Here is a 19490-nt window from a genome sequence, read left to right as displayed (position 1 = left end):
TCTAACGCTTCCGTCAAATCCTCGATTTGTCCCCTTTTCAGAGAAGGAAAATTCTTACGCCTCTCATTAGGATATACGTGAAAACCAGGGATTTTTGAAAAATAAAGTATCTATACAATTAATACATTTTCTCAATAATATCTGCATATTTTTTAAGGACTACATTCCTTTTGACTTTCAATGTAGGTGTAATTTCTCCTGTATTGATGTCAAATTCCGCCGGCATTAAGGTGAATTTTTTCACTTTCTCATAGTCGGCAAGATGGCTTTGCAATTCTTTCACTTTATCTTTATAAAAATTAATCACCTTTTCGTTGGTTACTATCTCTCCCCAGCTTGTAAAAGGAATATTATTATTCTTGATAAAGTCCTGCAGGAATTCAAAATTTGGAACAATCAATGCGGAAACAAACTGTCTTCCCTCTGCAACCAGCATGATCTGCTGTATAAAGTTATTATTGGTCAGAAGATTTTCAATCTGTTGTGGAGCAATATATTTTCCATTGGACGTCTTCATCAGATCTTTGATTCGGTCTGTGATGATCAGGTTTCCTTTGTCATCAAGTTTCCCGGCATCACCCGTTTTGAACCATCCGTCGTTGGTAAAAACTTTCTGAGTCTCTTCAGGTCTGTTGTAATACCCCTTCATGATTCCGTTTCCTTTAGCCTGAATTTCATCGCTTTCTCCAATTCTGAGCTCTACTCCAGGCAGTGGTTTCCCACTGGTACCATGCTCGAAATGAGTCAAAGGGAAGAGTGTTAAAGTAGCGGTCGTTTCTGTCAGTCCATACCCTACTGTTACATGGATTCCTACAGACTCAAAGAATTTGGTTACTTCAGGGGATAAGGAAGCACCTCCACAAGGCAGAAACCACAATCGGCCACCCATTTTCTCTTTTATTTTACTGAAGACCAGCATATCTGCAACAGATTCCTTACATTTCAGCACAAAAGGAATACTTTTTTCATTTCTTCTCAATTCTGCAGTTTCCCATCCTGTTTTCAAGGCCCAGTCAAAGATTTTTTTCTTAAATGATGAACCTTCCTCTGCTTTTTCCAATACTCCGGCATATACTTTCTGGAAAAACCTCGGTACCGCACACATGGTGGTAGGTTTCACTTCTTCCAGTGCTTTAGCAACATTTTTCGGATCTTCAAGGAAATAGACCCTTGCACCTCCATAAAGGCACAGCAGGCTCCAGCTTCTTTCAAAAACATGACTTAAAGGTAAAAATGCCAATGAAAGTTCTTCTTCAAAGTTTTTAAACTTAAAAAACTCAAAGTGTGAGTCAAAGGCTTTGATAAAATTTCCATGGGTAAGCATTACGCCTTTAGGTGTTCCGGTTGTTCCGGAAGTATAGATCAGCGTAGCTGTATCTTCATATTCTCTTTTACATATTTCCAGTGTCGGAGAAGCTTTCGCTATAAAATCCTCAAGGTAAAAACTATTGAATTCTTTCTTGATCCACACCGATTTTTTGGAAATGATAATGGTATCAAGATGATTCTCTTCTTTATGCAGAATCTCCAGACAGGCGTCATACTGAGCCTGGTTTCCTACTAAGACAACCTTAGCACCGGAATCATTAATGATATATTCAGCCTGTTCAGCGTTGTTTGTTGAATAAATGGGAACCGTCACCGCTCCGATAGACATTGCCGCCAAATCGCAGATCATCCATTCAGAAGAATTGTCTGAATAAATAGCCACTTTATCGTCTTCCTGAACTCCTGCTTCTTTCAGAGCATTGGCTGTTTTAAAAATAATTTCACTGAATTTCTGCCAGCTCAGCTCTTTCCAGGCCTCATCTTTCTTTTTAAAGCCTATAGCAGCTTTTATAGGATGTTTTTCTACATTTTTAAGGATAATTGCCTCTGCCAGATTCATTTCTTCAGCTTTTTGTCGTTAATATAATTGTTCAGGTGAAAGTCTATACTTTCTTGTACAGGAATAAACTGATACTTCAGTTTATCTTTTATTTTTTGATTGGAAATAGTGTTGAACGAGGATATCGCTTCAATATTTGATTTGGTCACCATCTTCAGCTTGGGAATCAGCCATCCGAGAAGTATATTAGCTATTCTTCCAAGATTCAATAGCGATTCCTGAAGTACTTTAGCATCTTTAAGACCTAGCCTTGTTCTGATTTGTTTCGCAAGATCTGTAAATCTTTTATTCTCAGAAACAATGATAAACCGTTCTCCAAAAATATTATTCTCAAGCAATTCTATAGCAATATTTGCCACATCTCTTACATCTACATAAGCGGAACCTCCTGCAAAGGTAAAACCATTATCAGCAAAGGTAGAAAAAAGCTCTCCACTGCTTTGGTTCCAGTTTCCGCTTCCAATGATCATTCCCGGATTGAGGATAGCTACATTGAGTCCTTCTGCAGAAGCTCTCCAGGCTTCCATTTCAGATAGATGTTTGGAAATAGCATAAGCAGAATGTTCAATTTTCGGATTAAAATCAGAATCTTCATCCAGCTCCCCTTTTTCATTAAAATTATCCAAAACGGCAACAGAGCTTACGTGCAGAAATTTTTTCACATCAGATCCTTCACAGGCAAACAACAGGTTTTCTGTCCCTTTGATATTGGTATGGTACATTTCTTTTTCATCTTTGGGATGAAAGCTTACTTTTGCGGCACAGTGATACACTTCTTCTACTCCTTTTAAAGCGGCCTGAAGCGTATTGAGATCATTAAAATCTACATCTATCCATTCGATCTTATTAAAAAAATCATCAGGATTCTCAGTATAAAAGCTATATGAATGCCTTACTTCGTTTAAATTGCTGCCCGGTCTTTTGGAAGCTCTTACGTTCTTACCTCTTTTAAGAAGTTCCAACACAAGTATTCTCCCCAGAATTCCGGTAGCACCCGTTACAAAAACCATTAATTATGTTACTTGATTGCTGACTAAAATATGACAATATTTTCTATCCGGCAATTCTTCATTCTTCTGCAAAAATGTTTTGAAAAACCGCTTCTGCAAATTTGCGATTTTTAAAGCATAATTCAACTTAATTTAACCAATATTATCATTCTGGAGATCATAAAAGGACCAAATACCGCTGAATTATTCTCCAAATACAAGGGATGTAAAAGCCCCGGAAATAAATTATCATTCCTTAGAAATCCGGATAAGCTATTTTAAAATCGGATAGCTTTGATTTCTAAGGAATGACAGTTATTGGAAAAATATCCTTTTCTTTTTATGCCGTAACCATATTATTTCTTCTAGGAGCTTTGTCGCAGAGAACATCTGCTATACTTTTAGAGATAAGGTTTTCTTCTGTAAGATTATCCAGCCAGAAAAACTCTCCAGCTGCATTGATTTCGATAAAGAAGTACTCATCTTCAGGGGAAACAATAATGTCTATTGCCCCATAATCAACATTGTATACATCTAAGAGTTCTAATAATTTTTCTTCCACATCTCCTGGAAGTTCCGTTCTCACCCATTTATCAATCAGATTCACACCATCCTTCCTCCAGTCTACTTTTGAATCTTCAAACTGTTGGGAATCTACCTCGAAAGCATACACATCCCTTCCTACAATTGTCACCCTGAGTTCTTTTTTCTTCTCGATCATCTTCTGAAACTGCATTGGGCAATATAAAAGAGAATCCAGCTCTTCCAGTCTGTCTTCACTGACAACATTTGTAAAAACTACATTTTCTACACCGTCTTCGTAGATGGCAAAGCCGGTTTGCATTTTAGCCACTACATTCTGATGTTTAAGAATAAATTTTCTGGCTTCTTCAGGATTATTCGTCAGGCAGGTTTCAGGAATTTTAAGTCCTATTTTATCTGCTACTTTCAACTGCTCTTCTTTACTGTCGAGTCTTCTGTAGACACTTGGTTTACCTAATGAATAGACATCTACAGATTCAATAAAGCCAAAAATAGTATTGCGGATCTCTCCCATTGCAGCTCCGTAAAATTTAGCTTCCAGCTCGTCTCTTAATCCTTTTCCAATATTGTAAGCTCTTCTGTACCAGATTGCGGAAATATCATCCAAACGGTATTTCATATCCTGGGTCTCAAGAATACTTACCCATTCTCCATCCTGAAAAACAGTGGACAGTTTATTTTGTAAAGGATATAAGTCTACATCAAAACGAATGACCTCACAGCCATTTTTCCCAATATATTCTGTTACTTTTTCAATTGAAAAGTTATCTGCAGTATGTGTTATAATTAAAATTTTATCCATGGAAACTGATTCTTTTTATAAGATTATCGGCAATTCTCTGTGCGATGGGAAAGTTCAGTTCTTTCTGCAACATTCCCCATTCTCCCTGTGGATTCACTTCCAGAAAGTAGTAGCTACCATCTCTCCCTTTGATCATATCAATAGCTCCCATATAAAGTCCCATTTCCTGCATCATGGCATGGATATCTTTTTTGATATTTTCCGGTAATTCATAGGCGGACCAAAAATAACTTTCATGAGCGACACGCCAATCCACATTTTCACTGTTGTTAATTTTACCTGTAAAGAACTCTCCATCCACATATATTATTCTCAGCTCATATTCTTTATCGATATAAGGCTGAAAAATCATGGGACAGTACGCAATATCCGAAATATTTATAAGGGTATCTTCTTCAATGATAGTCGTGGAAATCTGGCCTTCGCCACCCATTGCCTTTACCACTACACTATGAAGTTTTGCAATGGCCTTTCCATTACAGTGCTCATGAAAAAAAGCAATGATCTTCTCTTCATCGTTGGAAAATATTGTTTTGGGGATGGTCAGATTATTCTTTTGCGCGATTTTAAGCTGAAACATTTTATTTCCGTCAATTTTTCTTTCTTTTTCAGAAGGGTTGATCCACGGAATATTTTCTAAAACAGTCATCAGATTAAATCGGAGGCTTCCGTATTCTTTCAGGAAAATCTTTTCATAATCTTCATCCAGTTCTTCAGGAACACTTATTTTCCAGGCTTTCCTATGCCAGACCCCTTTCACATCATCAGAGTGAAGAGTATTCCCCGATTCATCTGTCAGTTCGAATGAATTTTCATTGATGCTGATTTTCTGAAAATGATTCATTTTATCAGAATTCAGTCTGAAATAAGGAATATGTTTAGAATTAAGGTATTCAAAAAAGAGATCGATATTATAGAAATCCTGTGAGTGGGTAATACAGAGAATCATGAGCCGGTTTTTATTAAAAGGGGAAACTTAATGTTTTAAGCTTCCCCTTACTATAGTTTTGTTCTGTTCTATTACTTATACTTCTAAAGCATCATCATCACCATCAGAAGGGTATTTCATAGTGTGTTCCATATCCTTCAGTGCAGATGTTACCGTATCGATCACCGGTTTTGTAATCACATCTCTTTCAGGAATTGTAATTTCCAGTCCTCCTTTTACTGTTTCTGGATCTTTAAGTTGTTTTTCTAAGAAAGATGCGAAAAACGGCTTCTTTTTTGAATCTTTGTTATTCATAATGATTTAGTTTTTGGTTTGATATAATGGTTTTGTTTGAATTATAATTCCTCCCCGGCTTCATCGCTATCAGACGGATATTTCATTGTTACGTGATCGTGCCCCGGCAATGTAACACTATCTTCAAGAGCTGCAGTAGTAATATGATCCTTGATCACTGAAGTAACATTATCCAGTTTTACTGAAGTAATAGCCCCTCCTGTCACTGTTTCAGGATCTTTAATCTGTTTTTCTAAGAAAGATGCGAAAAATGGCTTCTTCTTTGAATTCTTGTTTTCCATAAGTTAATAATTTTATTTTTTTGATAAACCAAAGTACAAAAAAATTCAACTCATGGAGAAATAATCCATTATTTTAATAAAATTTTAACATAAATAACGAAAACGATGTAAACTTTTAATTCAATCCAAGAAATTGTTTGACAACTTTTGCAAAATCTACAGGATTCTCTGCCTGCACCCAATGTCCTGCATTTTTGACAGTAACAACCGTTGCCTTCGGAAACTGCTGCTTAATACCATATTCATCCTGTGGTAAGATATAATTGGATTTGTCGCCGGCAATAAATAAGGTATCTCCTTCAAAAACCCCAAATTTGACTGCATTAGAAACAAATTCACTATACTTTTCAGATAAAGTCTTTAGATTGAATCTCCAGTTGAGCTTCTTATTATCATCCCAATACAGGTTTTTGGTTAAAAACTGAATAGTAGACTTTTCCGGGATATATTGGCTTAGAACCGCTTCAACATCATTTCTTGAACCTACCGTATCAAAATCTACCGTTTCTAATGCTTTTATTATTCCCTGATGGTGTGGAGGATAAGCTTTTGGAGAAATATCCACCACAATTAATTTCTCTACTCTTTCAGGATATTTTAAGGCAAACTGCATCACGGCTTTTCCTCCTAAAGAATGCCCTAAAACATGAGCTTTCTGAATTCCGTAATGATCCATATAGCGGGCAATATCATCTGCCAGATCATCATGAGACATACTTTCCGAATGAAAGCTTCGTCCGTGATTTCTAAGATCAATCAGATGTACCGGAAGAAATTCACCAAGGTCTTTTCCAAAGCTTCCCCAGTTATCAAGCATTCCAAACAAACCGTGAAATACTAAAAGTGGCGTAGCTGTTAAGTTTTCGCCGAATATTTTTGAGTTTAAGATTTCCATATTTATTAAGATAATAGATTTCAGATTTCAGATTCCAGATGAGCAGCTCAGACACAATACTTGGGTCTAAAATCTCACATCTAGCATCCTGTATCTATTTTTACCACTTAGCCAGTCTCTTTAAGTAAGCCTGAACCGTATTTTCCAATCCCATATAAAGCGCTTCAGAAACTAAAGCATGTCCGATGGAAACTTCCAGGAGGTTCGGAATATTATCTGCAAAATATTTCAGATTATCCAAGCTTAAATCATGTCCGGCATTAATTCCCAGTCCAAATTCTGTAGCTGCAACCGCAGTATCATAATAAGGTTGGATCGCCTGTTCTTTATTGGTTACATAATTTTTAGCATAAGCTTCGGTATACAGTTCAATTCTGTCTGCGCCTGTTTTTGCTGCATACGCTACCAATTCAGGTAATGGATCCAGAAAAACAGAAGTACGGATTCCTGCATTTTTAAATTCTGCGATGATCTCCGTAAGAAAATCAAGGTGTTTTTTCGTGTCCCACCCTGCGTTAGAGGTAATAGCATCATCAGCATCAGGAACCAGGGTTACCTGCTCCGGTTTTACTTTCAGCACCATATCAATGAAATCCTGATGTGGATTTCCCTCAATATTAAACTCAGTCGTAACCAGTGGTTTCAAATCATAGACATCTTTTCTTGTAATATGCCTTTCATCCGGCCTTGGGTGGATTGTAATCCCCTGCCCGCCAAATTCCTGGATTTTTATAGCTGCTTCGGTAACACTTGGCGTTTCGCCTCCTCTCGCATTTCTTAATGTCGCAATTTTATTAATGTTTACGCTTAATTTTGTCATTTTTATTTAAGATGTTAGACGCTAGACTTCAGATATCAGCATTATATTACTATAAGATTAACCTCTGATTCTAACTCTTTATTATATTTTTTCAAGTAAGATTCTAAAAACCAATTGATCAATTTCCAGCTTCTCCTTATTATACTTTAATACTTACCTGCATCACCTGAAGATCAAATTCTTTTGAAGCGACCAGCAGATGGTCAAAAATATCTGCCTGAATCTGTTCGAAACGCTCCCACTTGGAATCATTGGCAAAACAGTAGACCTCAAGAGGAAGCCCCTGTGGAGTTATATCCAGCTGACGAACCATTCTGGTTCCGTTTTTATCAATATCAGGATCATTTTCTATATATTTCTGTGCGTAATATCTGAAAACCCCGATATTGGTAAGCTGTCTTCCATTCACTACTTTATCCTGATGTTCAAGGTTTGAATTTTCCCTTTTGATCTCAGCACTTTTTTCTTCAAGATAGTCGGAAATAAGATTAACTTCTTTCAACCGTTCAATATCCTCCTCTCCCAGAAACTTGAAAGAATTGATATTAAAATAAATAGATTTCTTGATTCTTCTTGTGTTGGACTCAGACATTACCTGCAGGTTCTTAATTTCCGTGGTCAGCAGATCATAGGTAGGAATGGTAGAAACCGTTTTATCAAAATTGGTGATTTTTGTTGTTAAGAGGCTTATTTCAGTAATATTCCCTTCAATACTGTATTTCGGGATGCTTACCCAATCGCCCACTTTTAAATTTTTAGAAGTGGCTACGTGAAGCCCCGTTACAAATCCCAGAATTGTATCTCTGAAAACAAGTACCAGAACAGCTGTGATAGCCCCCAAACTTCCTACAATCGTAGTTCCTTTTATTCCAAAAACCACACAGATCCCTACCACTGTGAATATAAAAATCCCCAGAATCTTAACCGTTTCCGAAAGGGCATTCAGCGCCATTATTTTATAAAAATCCTGCTTGATTGCAAAATAATTCCTGAATGCAGTGAGTGATCTGTAAAGCATTCCGGCAAGTATCATTACCAGCCCCAGATTCACACATCTTATAATGAAAATTGTTGTTTTCGGAAGAGCACCTTCAGGAAATATAGACCCCTGCAATGCTCCCACAATAATCAGTGCGGCAAAATGAGCTACCGAATTGGTGATCTTAGACTGATATATAGATTTTAAAATCGGGAATTTTGTCTGGTCATGAAATAAACGAAAGATAAAATTGATAACAAATTTTAAAACAAAATCTACAATCAAAAATACGGCGCAAAGCAAAGCCAGTTTTACAATGATATGAACAATCCAGTCTAACCCGGTGGGAGAAATCTGGGTGATATAATTATATAACTGTTCGCTTAATTCCTGCAAATAGTTTTTGGTTTCTTGTAGGTCATCTTTCATTGACAGCAAATTTATAAAATAAGAATGACGATTTTTACTATTCATCATCAATTTTCATCCCAAAAAGTATTCTTCAGCAAATATTCGGTAAAAAAAATATCCCAATCAATGCGACAGCAAATATTAAGAAAGCAGGACTTATCCCGGAATATGCTATCTTAAATCTGTAATAAAATTTTTAATTAAAATATAAAGGTGGCTTTTTATAAGGCCACTTTTTTTATCTTGCATCTATATTTTTTAGGAATGGATACTACAATTATTAATATTCTCTGCCTTGTTTTATTGTTTGTCGGGATTTTAGGAACTTTTCTTCCGGTTCTTCCGGGATTGCTGTTAAGTATCTGCGGACTTCTGATTTACAAATTTGGGACTGATGCAGATCTTTCGATGATTTATATCTGGGCATTTGGAATTCTTACTGCTGCGTCAGTGGTATTGAGCTATGTAATCCCTGCAAAAACCAACAGAAAATACGGAGGAACACGCTGGGGAAGTATTGGTTCTGTCATCGGAACTATTGTAGGAATCTTTATTCCTATTCCGTTAGGTTTTCTGATCGGGATGTTTGCCGGGGTATTCATTGGAGAATTGCTTCATGACAGTAAGGATATGAACAAAGCACTGCAATCCACCAAAGGAGCCCTTATTGGGTTCATTTATGGAACGGGTTTCAGTTTTGTAGTAGGTGTGGCAATGTTTTTGGTGGTATTACTTAATATGTTTAATGTTATTTAAATTAAAAAAAAGAAACTATGTTCCATAAAGCCCTTATCTTCAGTCTTGGAATACTCGCATTAACAGGATGCGATGCCCAAAAGAAAACAAAAACAGAAACAAAAACTTCTGAAATGAGTTCCAACACCAAAACTCCGGATCAAAAAGGAGATATTATCTACTTCAATGAAGGGGAAAATAAGTTCCTTAAAGAGTATCAGATGAATGTTACCTTCAAGGGCATTTCAGAAGACAGCCGCTGTCCTGAAGGAGTAAACTGTATCTGGGCCGGGGTTGCTCTTGCACAGGTGGAAGTAATGGGTACTACAACAAGACCCGTGATTTTAAACCTTGCCAGCATGGATCATCCTGCAAGAAACTATCACCAGTCAGCAGATTTTAACGGATACACCATTACATTGCAGGAAGTAACTCCCTATCCTAAAGCGGCAAGCGATGGATTAAAGGCTGCCATGGGAAAATATAAAATAGGGATCAGCATCAAAACAACCGAAAGCCCATCAGGGACTACCACGAAATAGGCTTTTTACCTTTGGAAACAAGATACTCATTAATTTTTGAGAAAGGCTTGCTTCCAAAAAAACCTCTATAGACAGAAAATGGCGACGGATGTGCCGATTTTAAGATAAAATGTTTAGCCGGATCTATGAGTTCGGCTTTTTTCTGTGCAAAAGCTCCCCACAATACAAAAACTACATTCTCTTTTTTATCTGAAATTTCTTTAATGATAAAATTGGTAAACTTTTCCCAACCCAGATCTTTATGGGAGTTGGGAGTATGGGCACGAACAGTCAATGTTGCATTCAGTAGCAGCACGCCCTGTTTTCCCCAATCATCCAGTTCCTTAGAAGTTCTTACCACTCCTAAATCATCTTTTAATTCGATAAAAATATTTTTAAGGGAAGGCGGAGCAGTCACCTGTTCAGAAACAGAAAAACACAATCCATTAGCCTGATTGTCATTATGATAAGGATCCTGCCCAATGATCACCACTTCAATATCTTCAAAAGAGGTCAATTCTAACGCTCTGAAAATTTGATCTTTCGGAGGGAAAACTTTAGTAGTCGCATATTCATTTTTTACCTTTTCCCATAGGGTTTTAAAGTATTCTGTATTTTTTATCGGGGCTAAAATTTCTGTCCAGGTCATAATTCAATCTGATTATTTGAAAATGAGTTAATTTGATTATTTACATTTGCTGATCTATCAAAAGATATTTCTGATAAACTAACGGGCTTTTTTCAGACTAAAAATTACATTTTCAAGATTCTTTTCATCTGTTCTGTTTTCTTTTAAAGCAAACTTATGTTTTAAAAGCAATCCCTTAGAACTTTCATTCTGGTGATTGGTAAAAGCCAAAATTTCCTGTAAATTTAAGTCATTAAATCCAAAATTTAAAACAGATTTCAAAGCTTCACTCATAATTCCTTTTTTATGATAATCGGGAAGCAGCTCATATCCTACTTCCGCCGTTTGCCGGTCTTCAGAGAATTTCCAAAGGCAAATGGTTCCGATAAGGTTCTTTTGGTCTTTATAAGAAATTCCCCAGAAAATGATCTCTTTATCCTGAGTTCTTTTCCTGATGCTTAAAATAAATTCTAAAGCGTCATAGTTGGTCTTGGGTGAATTCCTTTTAACATATTGATTGATCAGTTCATTGCTCCGGATCCGTAAAATATCTTCTACGTGACTTTCATTGATTTCCTTTAAAATTAATCGTTCGGTTTCCAGTTTCATCCTTCAAATGTATTAAACTCGTCATCAATTAAAAACTTTTTGTCCGGAAAACCTTTCTGATTCTCCATTGTGAATTTCTCAAATTAGCTCATTTTCAAATTACCACCGTATGACATTCACATTTTCTCACTAAATTTGCAGTGTGTATATAGATAAAGAAGATTTAGACGAATTAGAGTTTCCGCAATTACTCGCGGAAATCTCCCCCCTTGCGTATTCTCCGAAAACACGAGAGAAAATTCTTCAACTTCGTCCGATGGAAATAGACGAGGCAGAACTTTCATTGAAAAAAACGTCAGAATATCTGTCGAGTTTTGAAAGTTCAAATGCAATTCCGTTTGATGAATATGAAGATATTGAAAATGAGCTGAAATTAATGCTGATTGAAAATTACCGTCTTGAAAACAGTGCTTTCATTAAAATCAAAACCATCACGGAACAAATCGGAAGGCTTCAGAAGTTCTTCCCTACCATGCCGGAAACCTTCCCTACCCTTATAGAAGATGTTTCTGTACTGGAGTTTAAGAAAGAGATCATTGAGAAGGTAGATAAAGTTTTCAACCGTTTTGGTGAAGTAAAAAGTGAGGCTTCTCCCGCTTTAAAAGGACTGAGAACAGAAATCCAGCATGCTAAAAAAGCCATTCAGGAAAATTTCAACCGTGCCCTTACCACGTATGGACAAAGTGATTTTTTGGACGATATCCGGGAGACCATTATTGATGATCAAAGAGTTCTTGCTGTAAAATCGGGATTTAAAAAGAGAGTTGCCGGCAGAACATTAGGGATTTCAAAAACAGGTTCCATTACGTATATTCAGCCGGACAGTGTTGTAAAACATTATTTCAAACTTCGGGAAAGTGAAGAGGAAGAAAAAAAAGAAATAGACAGGGTTCTCAGAAAACTTACTGGTGAGCTGGCAGAATTTCAACCTCAGCTTTGGAGGTACCAGATTTATATTTTTGATCTTGACCTTACAAGAGCTAAAGCAAAGTTTGCAGACTTAATTAACGGGGTATTACCAAAAATTAACCGCCATAAGACCTTAAAACTAAGGGATGCTTTCCATCCTTTATTATGGCTAAGAAATAAGGTAGAAAACAAAACAATCTATCCTCAAACTCTGGCTTTAACGGAACACAACAGAATTATCTGTATTTCCGGCCCGAATGCGGGAGGAAAATCAATTACGTTAAAAACAGTTGGATTATTACAGCTGATGATTCAGAGTGGTATTCTGGTTCCTGTTCATCCGAAGTCTGAAATGTTTTTCTTTGAGAAAATGATGACCGATATCGGTGATAACCAGTCCATTGAAAACCATCTATCCACCTATTCATCGAGATTAAAAAAAATGTCCGGAATCATCCGCGAGGCTGATGCGAATACTCTTTTACTGATTGATGAGTTTGGAACAGGTTCTGATCCGGAATTGGGAGGTGCTTTGGCTGAAAGTTTCATGGAGTATTTCTACGACAAGAAAAGTTTTGCGATTATTACCACTCACTATACCAACATTAAGCTGGTGATAGAACAGCTTCCCAATGCTGAAAATGCAGCTATGCTGTTTAATGAAGAAACCCTTGAACCCATGTATAAATTGGAAGTGGGACAAGCGGGAAGTTCATTCACATTCGAAGTTGCTGAGAAAAATAGAATTCCAAGATTCATTATTCATTCTGCAAAGAAAAAAGTGGAACATGATATTGTGAATCTTGATAAGACCATTGTGAAGCTGCAGCAGGAAAAATTTGAGGTTGAAAAACTAAAATCTGACCTTGCGGAAAGAAAAGAGTCTGTAGAAGATAAGCGTGATAACCTTCAGAAGCTGAATGAGCAGCTTCAGCAAAAGCTCTTTAATTTCCAGAAGCTCTATGAAGAGGAACACCGTAAACTTCAGTTTGGAAACAAAATTGAGGCATTCATAGACAGCTATACAAAAGGGAAATCAAGGAAGGATGTTGTAAAGGACTTTGTAAAGCTTCTGGAACAGGAAAAGTTCAGGAAAATAGGTGCTGACAAAGACGAATCAAAACGTCTTCAGGTGGTCAAAAGGAAGATTACCCAACAGCTTAAAAAGGAAGATGTGATTGAAAAGATTGCCGAAACCAATGAAAAACTGGAGGAGAAACGTAAAAGTGACCGTGCTGTTTGGATGAAAATAGGGCAACGTGTCCGCATCACAGGAAGTACCAGTGTAGGGACCATTGAAAAAATATCCCGAAACAAAGTAATTGTCAATTACGGAACTTTCAAAACGACCATTGACGCGGAGGAACTTGAAAGAATTTAATCAATTGGAGAATGCGTTAATTTGAGAATTTGAAAATTAATCTAAAATAACTAATGGAGAGCATCATGAGATGCTCTCTTTCTTTTTGTACGTTTACCTAAAAAATAAGCTTAAACATCTGATACCTTTTTTCAACAAGAAAATCAGGTATTTCAGACTCTCATTTAAAAAAAATACAAGATTTAAAAGAACTGCAACAGTATAATTATCTTCCGAAAAGCATTTAATTTATATATTTGGGGATCAAAAATTTATTATAATGATTTCAGTAGGCAAAGCATTCTATCTATCTGCATTTAGTATTTTCTCTTTAGCATTCGTTAAAGGGCAGAATAAAGTTCCTTTTGGAGTGGTAAAAGCTGAAGAAGGATATGCCAATGTACGTGTACATAAGGATAATTACAGGAAGATTGTAGATAAGATCCGTATGCGTAAAGGGGATGTTTTTGTTTATGTAAAGCCGGCACCGGGAGAAACGGAGTGGATATGGATCAAATATCCTGAAAAACAGGATGAGGAAAAGCCTTTTGTAAGGTATGAAACTCTTGAAAAAGAAGGAATGGTAAATAAAGAGCGTATCGCTTATATTGATCAGCTTCCTCAGTATACACCTTCGAAATCCAAGAATGGGAAATCACTGATTTTTACTGATAATTCTGATCCTAAAATCCCTACGGCACAAAGAAGTAAAGTAGTTATTGATATTTACCCATCCAATGCCGGATACCGTAAAAAGGAGAAAGATGCTGACGGAAAACTCCTTACTATTGACAAGGTGAAACCATGGGGAATCGGTAATGATCTTCCTGAAGGCATGACTGAAATTAAATCAATCAGGGTTCAGCAACCCGGCAGAGGTTCTGTTTTTGTACGGGAAGCCATCAAAAACATGTTTCAGCCTACCATGGATTTCAATAATGTAGCGGTAACCTCTTTAGACAACGACAATATCTTTCTTTATATGATCAATGGTTCAGGAGAATACAGATATACAAGTCTTTGGACTATAAAAAAAGGAAGAGTGATCAGTCAGATTATTTATCATAATCCGGAATAAATTCATTATTTTTGCCCCCGAAAAAGTTTAACGCTTATTCATCATAGAAATAGGTTCTGCTTAACCGCAGATTAAAAAGGGAATCGTGTGAAAATCACGAACTGTCGCGCAACTGTAAGTAACTGAAGTCTTTTATTAAAGATCCACTGTGCGAGGCATGGGAAGGGGATAAAAGATGTTACGAGTCAGGAGACCTGCCTTTTTCTTAAACAAAAAACTTTCGCGATATGAAGTTTATTGATCTGATGGATTTTTTCAGGAATTTCTTAGGTTCCTGGTATTATTCTGTTGTTTGATAATATTTCATTTCGCTTTAATTAATAATGAAATATGACTACAGAAGAAAGAATTGAAGCATCCGAAACCAGAATATTTAAAGCGGTTTTCCCTAACACAACAAATCATTATGATACCCTTTTTGGTGGTACGGCTATGCAGCTGATGGATGAAGTAGCTTTCATTACTGCTACCCGATTTGCAAGAAAAAGAGTGGTCACTGTAAGCAGTGATAAAATTGACTTTAAAAAACCTATTCCTGCCGGAACTATCGTTGAGCTGATCGGAAAGGTTGCCTACGTTGGAAAAACCAGTATGAAGGTCAATGTAGAGATCTACACGGAACAAATGTATTCCTATGAAAGAGAAAAAGCAATCATTGGTGATTTTACTTTTGTTGCCATTGACGAATTCAAAAAACCAATCCAAATCCTATAATTATAAAGTTTCGGGCGGCCAAAGGCCGCCCGAAACTATTTTAGAATAAAAGCTTAGCGCTTTTATTTGATTACTTTTCCGGTTTCCACATTTCTGGTCAATAACAGTTCAAAAGCCTCCCCCATCTCATCAGAAGCTCTGCAGATGGCATTTTCAAGCATATTTCTAATCTGCTTTTCCGTAACTCCAGCTTCTGTCCAGCTTTTTCCTGAGGTATATGAATTCAGGATAAAAGGAATAATTCTGTCGATAGCACAAGCGAAAATAGCATCCGGTGTTTTTTCCTCTTCAAATTCTATCCATAAATTGAAAAACTCCGAACGTAATGGCTCGTCTAAGATTCCAAATATCTTTTGGGCAGAAACTTTTTCTCTTTCAAACTTTCCGACCATTGCTTTTTCATCAAAAAGGAAAGTATCTCCTGCCTCAATTTCAACCAGGTCATGGATAGAAAGCATTCTGATAACTCTCAGCAAATCAATGTCAGCACGGTTTTTTGCATAAGGATATAAAATCTGTGCAAGAATAACGATCTGCCATGAATGTTCTGCAGTATTCTCTCTTCTCGAATCATCTGCATTATAATTTCTTCTCTGTACATTTTTCAAAGCATCTACTGCCAGGATAAAATCAATCTCTTTCTGAATCTTCATTATGTTACTTATCTATTATATTGATTTGCCGGATACACCTTGGTTTTGGTCACCCATTTATTATTTATTTTTTCTTTGGTCATCACTTTTACACGGTCTTCATTGGTCATATCCTCTTCCCTCTCCAATACCTTTTCTAATCCCTTATTAGGAATTACTCTATATTCCGTAGTAAAAATCATGCAACATCCGGATTTTCCTGTGGCAACAAGACGTTTGCGCTTAGCATCTACCCCAAATAATCCAAAATAACTGGAACCGATTTCCGTAAGTTCCTCACTTTTCACAAAAGCCATTCTCGTACTATTGAATACATAGACATCATAGGATGCACTGCTGTAATTTCCTTTATTTCCATTTCTGACAGCGATATCTTCTGTTCCGTCAAAATTAAAGTCATCAATAATAAAAGGGCTTTCTTCATTGGTAAGCTGGATCATTTTTCCAGGCATCAATTTTTGACCCTCCTTTACATAAAATACAAGATCTTCGGAAGTTAAAGTCTGAACTTTAGTGTTCTTGTTGTCATATAATTCTATTGTTCCTTTGTCTTTACATTGCTCATCAAAGCAATTTTCACTATTGATGATGACATCATAATTCTTTGATGCATTTTTTACTTCAAACTGATATTGTCCAAAACATAAAGGGCCCAACAGAAGACATGCAGATACACTTCTGTAATAATTCAAAATTTTCATAGTAATAGCAAATGGATTTAGGTGTTTTTTTATAAAATCTTACAACAAAAATACGAATCATAACCTCGACTTCAAAATATCTTTGCCATACAACAACAATGAATTTGATTCAAAACCGAGTATATAATGTCACTCTTTTTTTAAGAAATTCTAAAGAAATACCCCTTTTATCCATTCTCATTTTTTCAGTTTATCTGCATTTATTTAAAATTTTCGGCACTATTTTTACCTTATTCCATTTTTGATCAATTTTAAATTAAAATTTATAATATTGATTTACAGTATATTAAATATTTTATTTTAAAAATTTCACTACTTTGTATTGCATATTACCATTTTAATTACATATCTTTGTAATGTAAAATCGGAATAAGCTCATCTAGCTAGGAGCAATATTCTAAAATATAACTAATTAACAAAAACTTATCAAAGATGAATACCGAAAATACCAAAGCGCAAATGCGAAAAGGAATTCTGGAATTCTGTATTCTAAGTCTCATCAATCATCGCGAAATGTATGTTTCCGATCTGATAGATGAACTGAAAAAAGGAAAACTGGATGTTGTGGAAGGAACCCTCTACCCACTTCTGACAAGGCTTAAAAATGGAGAGTTTCTCTCTTACAGATGGGAAGAATCTACAGGAGGTCCACCCAGAAAATATTATCAGATTACTGAAAAAGGAAAACTTTTCCTGAATGAATTACAAAATACCTGGAATGAGCTGACAGCGTCAGTAAGCCAAATCACTCAACAACATTAAAAACAAAGCTATGAACAAGACACTCTCAATAGGACTCGCAGGTTTTTCTTTTACGATAGAAGAACACGCATATATAAAGCTCAGCGATTACCTGAACGCTCTTAGAAGCTCACTGGATGCTTCGGAAGTAGATGAGGTAATGCACGACATAGAAATAAGAATGGTAGAAATCTTCAGAGATTCTCTGGGAAAACGTGAAGTGATTAATGATACTGATGTAGAAAAAGTAATCGCACAGATCGGAACTCCGGAAAAAATCGAAGAACAGGAAGAGGCTTATTTTTCTGAAAAATCAACAAATAAAAACAACTATTCCGGTTCCAACTTTACGGATAAAAAACAATTGTTCCGTGATCCTGAGAAACAAAAGGTTGCAGGAGTTTGTGCAGGGTTAGCCCAGTATGTAGGAATGGATATTACGGCTATGAGAGCCATCTGGTTAGGAATTTTCGTCTTAGGAATCTTTACCGCGGCTATTTCTTCTTCATTGATCGGACTTTTATATGTAATCCTTTGGATCGTTCTTCCAAAAGCTGAAACAGCAGCAGATTTTCTGAAAATGCAGGGAAAGCCTATGAACTTCGACAATCTTAAAAATGAGTCTAATAAATTAGTACAGTTTGCTAATGAATCTACTCAGAGGGTCGGAGAAATATATAACGAGAACAAGCCTTATATCAACAACGCAGGAAGCGGAGCCTGGAATATACTGAAGTATATCGTAGGCGGAATCTTTGTGCTGATGGCTGTGGGAAGTATCATTGGAGTATTTGTAGTCTTTGGACTTTTTGGAATGGATACAGATTTCCCTGGTGCCAATCAAATCAGATTCTATATGGATGATAATGGTCTTGATAAGGTATTAGCAGCTATAATGGTTATCGGAAGCTTAATCCCGGCTATTCTTTTTAGCTTATTAAGTATTAAAATATTCTCTCCAAAAACTAAGCTGAGAAATATCGGATGGGTAATAGGTGGATTATTTCTTCTATTGATCGGATTAGGAACTTACTTTGGATTAAGTATGGCAAAGAAAAACCTGATCTACAAAGGAAGCAAAGAGGATACAGAGAATGTGGCTATCAATACCAATTCTGACACCGTTTATGTAGATGTAAAACAGGTAAGTATTCCACAAAACTTCAAAGCTTATGATGATGATATTTATTCTGATAAGAGATTCGTTTATGAAGAGGATTATATTTCTGTAGATGTAACAAGAAAACCGGATATCAAAACTCCTTATCTAATTATTAAAAAAGAAGGAAACGGCTATAACTTCCCTATTCAGTTAACAGTACCAGTAGAGGTTGTTAATAACAAAGTAATCCTTCCAAACTATGTAAAGTATCCATATGAGCACAGATTCAGAGATTACAGAGTAAACTATGAACTGGTAGTTCCTCAAAAAGCGATTGTTATTCCACTAAAAAAAGACCGTATCAGCTTCGATGGGGATCTGGATGGAGACGGTATCAATGATGATGATCAGGACAGAGATGAGAACCAACATGGTATAAGAATCGAAAAAAACAAAATTACAGTAAACGGTTCTACAATAAGCTATGATCCTAATGATAAAGACAGCGTGATCATTAATGGTAAAAAAGTACCAAACTATCATGTTGAAAAAGTAATTGATTCTGTAACGTCTGACATCAAAAAACTGAACAAAGATGTAGACATTAAGATCAAAGACGGAAAAAACGAAATTTCCATACAAACTAAATAATTAACTTCAGAGAGTGCGAGAAGGTGTGAGTGGATAGCAACCGTTTGAAATTCACACTCTTCTTATCTCAGAAAAGAAAAAAAATCATATTATTTAGTTTCCTATGTGAAAAAAAAGCTTTACTTTCGTACTATTAAAATATAATAACCAACCAACAAAAAACACACACCTATCATGATACAATTTGCCCTAGAATTTGTTATGAAAATCGTAGATTTAATCAACGGTTTGTTTTAA

General features: G+C 36.1%; 20 protein-coding genes and 1 riboswitch. Of the genes, 7 read left to right on the top strand and 13 right to left on the bottom strand.

Annotation, left to right across the window (positions count from 1 at the left end; all coding sequences use genetic code 11):
• Positions 1-118: 118 nt before the first annotated feature.
• The 9 genes from JML65_RS18155 to JML65_RS18115 form a co-directional block, all read right to left on the bottom strand.
• On the bottom strand, positions 119-1888 hold the full coding sequence (locus JML65_RS18155) for an AMP-dependent synthetase/ligase (protein ID WP_084086258.1): 1770 nt from the start codon (positions 1886-1888) through the stop codon (positions 119-121).
• The gene (locus JML65_RS18150; protein WP_047487349.1) at positions 1885-2898 is read right to left on the bottom strand and encodes an NAD-dependent epimerase/dehydratase family protein; all 1014 of its coding nucleotides are present in this window, start codon (positions 2896-2898) and stop codon (positions 1885-1887) included. The genes JML65_RS18155 and JML65_RS18150 overlap by 4 nt, the downstream gene beginning before the upstream one ends.
• Before the next feature lie 319 nt (positions 2899-3217).
• On the bottom strand, positions 3218-4222 hold the full coding sequence (locus JML65_RS18145) for an MvdD family ATP-grasp ribosomal peptide maturase (RefSeq protein ID WP_202271642.1): 1005 nt from the start codon (positions 4220-4222) through the stop codon (positions 3218-3220).
• Positions 4215-5171 (bottom strand): MvdC/MvdD family ATP grasp protein, encoded by a 957-nt coding sequence (locus tag JML65_RS18140; protein WP_202271641.1) that lies wholly within the window; start codon positions 5169-5171, stop codon positions 4215-4217. The genes JML65_RS18145 and JML65_RS18140 overlap by 8 nt, the downstream gene beginning before the upstream one ends.
• Before the next feature lie 75 nt (positions 5172-5246).
• Complete coding sequence (locus JML65_RS18135; protein ID WP_047487341.1) at positions 5247-5465, bottom strand: microviridin/marinostatin family tricyclic proteinase inhibitor; 219 nt, start codon at positions 5463-5465, stop codon at positions 5247-5249.
• 41 nt (positions 5466-5506) lie between these two features.
• Positions 5507-5746, bottom strand: coding sequence for a microviridin/marinostatin family tricyclic proteinase inhibitor (locus JML65_RS18130; RefSeq protein WP_084086262.1), 240 nt, complete (start codon positions 5744-5746; stop codon positions 5507-5509).
• 115 nt (positions 5747-5861) lie between these two features.
• Positions 5862-6641 (bottom strand): alpha/beta fold hydrolase, encoded by a 780-nt coding sequence (locus tag JML65_RS18125; protein WP_202271640.1) that lies wholly within the window; start codon positions 6639-6641, stop codon positions 5862-5864.
• A 100-nt stretch (positions 6642-6741) separates the two neighbouring features.
• Positions 6742-7461, bottom strand: coding sequence for a pyridoxine 5'-phosphate synthase (locus JML65_RS18120; RefSeq protein WP_047487330.1), 720 nt, complete (start codon positions 7459-7461; stop codon positions 6742-6744).
• Between the two features lie 139 nt (positions 7462-7600).
• Positions 7601-8869: a mechanosensitive ion channel family protein gene (locus tag JML65_RS18115; protein ID WP_202271639.1), complete on the bottom strand. Its 1269-nt coding sequence runs from the start codon at positions 8867-8869 to the stop codon at positions 7601-7603.
• A 246-nt stretch (positions 8870-9115) separates the two neighbouring features.
• Between JML65_RS18115 and JML65_RS18110 the strand changes: the two genes are divergently transcribed.
• The gene (locus JML65_RS18110; protein ID WP_202271638.1) at positions 9116-9607 is read left to right on the top strand and encodes a DUF456 domain-containing protein; all 492 of its coding nucleotides are present in this window, start codon (positions 9116-9118) and stop codon (positions 9605-9607) included.
• A gap of 17 nt (positions 9608-9624) precedes the next feature.
• Complete coding sequence (locus JML65_RS18105) at positions 9625-10128, top strand: hypothetical protein (RefSeq protein ID WP_084086265.1); 504 nt, start codon at positions 9625-9627, stop codon at positions 10126-10128.
• Here the strand turns inward: JML65_RS18105 and JML65_RS18100 are convergent.
• Both JML65_RS18100 and JML65_RS18095 read right to left on the bottom strand, forming a co-directional pair.
• Positions 10115-10756 carry a uracil-DNA glycosylase gene (locus tag JML65_RS18100; RefSeq protein ID WP_047487318.1) on the bottom strand — a complete coding sequence of 214 codons (642 nt, stop codon included), beginning with the start codon at positions 10754-10756 and terminating at the stop codon, positions 10115-10117. The two genes, JML65_RS18105 and JML65_RS18100, sit on opposite strands and share 14 nt — an antisense overlap.
• A gap of 78 nt (positions 10757-10834) precedes the next feature.
• Positions 10835-11344, bottom strand: coding sequence for a GNAT family N-acetyltransferase (locus JML65_RS18095; protein ID WP_202271637.1), 510 nt, complete (start codon positions 11342-11344; stop codon positions 10835-10837).
• Positions 11345-11486: 142 nt separating this feature from the next.
• Between JML65_RS18095 and JML65_RS18090 the strand changes: the two genes are divergently transcribed.
• From JML65_RS18090 to JML65_RS18080, 3 genes are all read left to right on the top strand, one after another.
• On the top strand, positions 11487-13634 hold the full coding sequence (locus JML65_RS18090) for an endonuclease MutS2 (RefSeq protein WP_047487312.1): 2148 nt from the start codon (positions 11487-11489) through the stop codon (positions 13632-13634).
• A gap of 259 nt (positions 13635-13893) precedes the next feature.
• Entirely contained in the window at positions 13894-14691 is a 798-nt protein-coding gene (locus JML65_RS18085) for a hypothetical protein (RefSeq protein WP_237390930.1), read from the top strand.
• Positions 14692-14725: 34 nt separating this feature from the next.
• Positions 14726-14908, top strand: a riboswitch (cobalamin riboswitch).
• Positions 14909-15021: 113 nt separating this feature from the next.
• Positions 15022-15405 (top strand): acyl-CoA thioesterase, encoded by a 384-nt coding sequence (locus JML65_RS18080; RefSeq protein WP_047487307.1) that lies wholly within the window; start codon positions 15022-15024, stop codon positions 15403-15405.
• 62 nt (positions 15406-15467) lie between these two features.
• Here the strand turns inward: JML65_RS18080 and JML65_RS18075 are convergent, their stop codons facing one another.
• Positions 15468-16058 carry an HD domain-containing protein gene (locus JML65_RS18075; RefSeq protein WP_202271636.1) on the bottom strand — a complete coding sequence of 197 codons (591 nt, stop codon included), beginning with the start codon at positions 16056-16058 and terminating at the stop codon, positions 15468-15470.
• Positions 16059-16066: 8 nt separating this feature from the next.
• Complete coding sequence (locus JML65_RS18070) at positions 16067-16759, bottom strand: XAC2610-related protein (protein ID WP_202271635.1); 693 nt, start codon at positions 16757-16759, stop codon at positions 16067-16069.
• A gap of 432 nt (positions 16760-17191) precedes the next feature.
• On the opposite strand from JML65_RS18070, the gene JML65_RS18065 reads away from it, so the two are divergent.
• Entirely contained in the window at positions 17192-17521 is a 330-nt protein-coding gene (locus tag JML65_RS18065) for a PadR family transcriptional regulator (protein WP_047487297.1), read from the top strand.
• A 10-nt stretch (positions 17522-17531) separates the two neighbouring features.
• Positions 17532-19253: a PspC domain-containing protein gene (locus tag JML65_RS18060; RefSeq protein WP_047487296.1), complete on the top strand. Its 1722-nt coding sequence runs from the start codon at positions 17532-17534 to the stop codon at positions 19251-19253.
• Positions 19254-19490 lie beyond the last annotated feature (237 nt).

This window comes from Chryseobacterium sp. KMC2 (genome assembly GCF_016756935.1).
Taxonomy (GTDB): Bacteria; Bacteroidota; Bacteroidia; order Flavobacteriales; family Weeksellaceae; genus Chryseobacterium; species Chryseobacterium rhizosphaerae.
The sequence above is the reverse complement of the archived record's forward strand: the minus strand, read 5'-3'. Positions and strand labels throughout refer to the sequence as shown.

Coding starts and splice junctions, on each gene's coding strand:
- JML65_RS18155 (WP_084086258.1), bottom strand. CDS start 1,888: ATGAATCTGGCAGAGGCAATTATCCTTAAAAATGTAGAAAAACATCCT.
- JML65_RS18150 (WP_047487349.1), bottom strand. CDS start 2,898: ATGGTTTTTGTAACGGGTGCTACCGGAATTCTGGGGAGAATACTTGTG.
- JML65_RS18145 (WP_202271642.1), bottom strand. CDS start 4,222: ATGGATAAAATTTTAATTATAACACATACTGCAGATAACTTTTCAATT.
- JML65_RS18140 (WP_202271641.1), bottom strand. CDS start 5,171: ATGATTCTCTGTATTACCCACTCACAGGATTTCTATAATATCGATCTC.
- JML65_RS18135 (WP_047487341.1), bottom strand. CDS start 5,465: ATGAATAACAAAGATTCAAAAAAGAAGCCGTTTTTCGCATCTTTCTTA.
- JML65_RS18130 (WP_084086262.1), bottom strand. CDS start 5,746: ATGGAAAACAAGAATTCAAAGAAGAAGCCATTTTTCGCATCTTTCTTA.
- JML65_RS18125 (WP_202271640.1), bottom strand. CDS start 6,641: ATGGAAATCTTAAACTCAAAAATATTCGGCGAAAACTTAACAGCTACG.
- JML65_RS18120 (WP_047487330.1), bottom strand. CDS start 7,461: ATGACAAAATTAAGCGTAAACATTAATAAAATTGCGACATTAAGAAAT.
- JML65_RS18115 (WP_202271639.1), bottom strand. CDS start 8,869: ATGAAAGATGACCTACAAGAAACCAAAAACTATTTGCAGGAATTAAGC.
- JML65_RS18110 (WP_202271638.1), top strand. CDS start 9,116: ATGGATACTACAATTATTAATATTCTCTGCCTTGTTTTATTGTTTGTC.
- JML65_RS18105 (WP_084086265.1), top strand. CDS start 9,625: ATGTTCCATAAAGCCCTTATCTTCAGTCTTGGAATACTCGCATTAACA.
- JML65_RS18100 (WP_047487318.1), bottom strand. CDS start 10,756: ATGACCTGGACAGAAATTTTAGCCCCGATAAAAAATACAGAATACTTT.
- JML65_RS18095 (WP_202271637.1), bottom strand. CDS start 11,344: ATGAAACTGGAAACCGAACGATTAATTTTAAAGGAAATCAATGAAAGT.
- JML65_RS18085 (WP_237390930.1), top strand. CDS start 13,894: ATGATTTCAGTAGGCAAAGCATTCTATCTATCTGCATTTAGTATTTTC.
- JML65_RS18080 (WP_047487307.1), top strand. CDS start 15,022: ATGACTACAGAAGAAAGAATTGAAGCATCCGAAACCAGAATATTTAAA.
- JML65_RS18075 (WP_202271636.1), bottom strand. CDS start 16,058: ATGAAGATTCAGAAAGAGATTGATTTTATCCTGGCAGTAGATGCTTTG.
- JML65_RS18070 (WP_202271635.1), bottom strand. CDS start 16,759: ATGAAAATTTTGAATTATTACAGAAGTGTATCTGCATGTCTTCTGTTG.
- JML65_RS18065 (WP_047487297.1), top strand. CDS start 17,192: ATGAATACCGAAAATACCAAAGCGCAAATGCGAAAAGGAATTCTGGAA.
- JML65_RS18060 (WP_047487296.1), top strand. CDS start 17,532: ATGAACAAGACACTCTCAATAGGACTCGCAGGTTTTTCTTTTACGATA.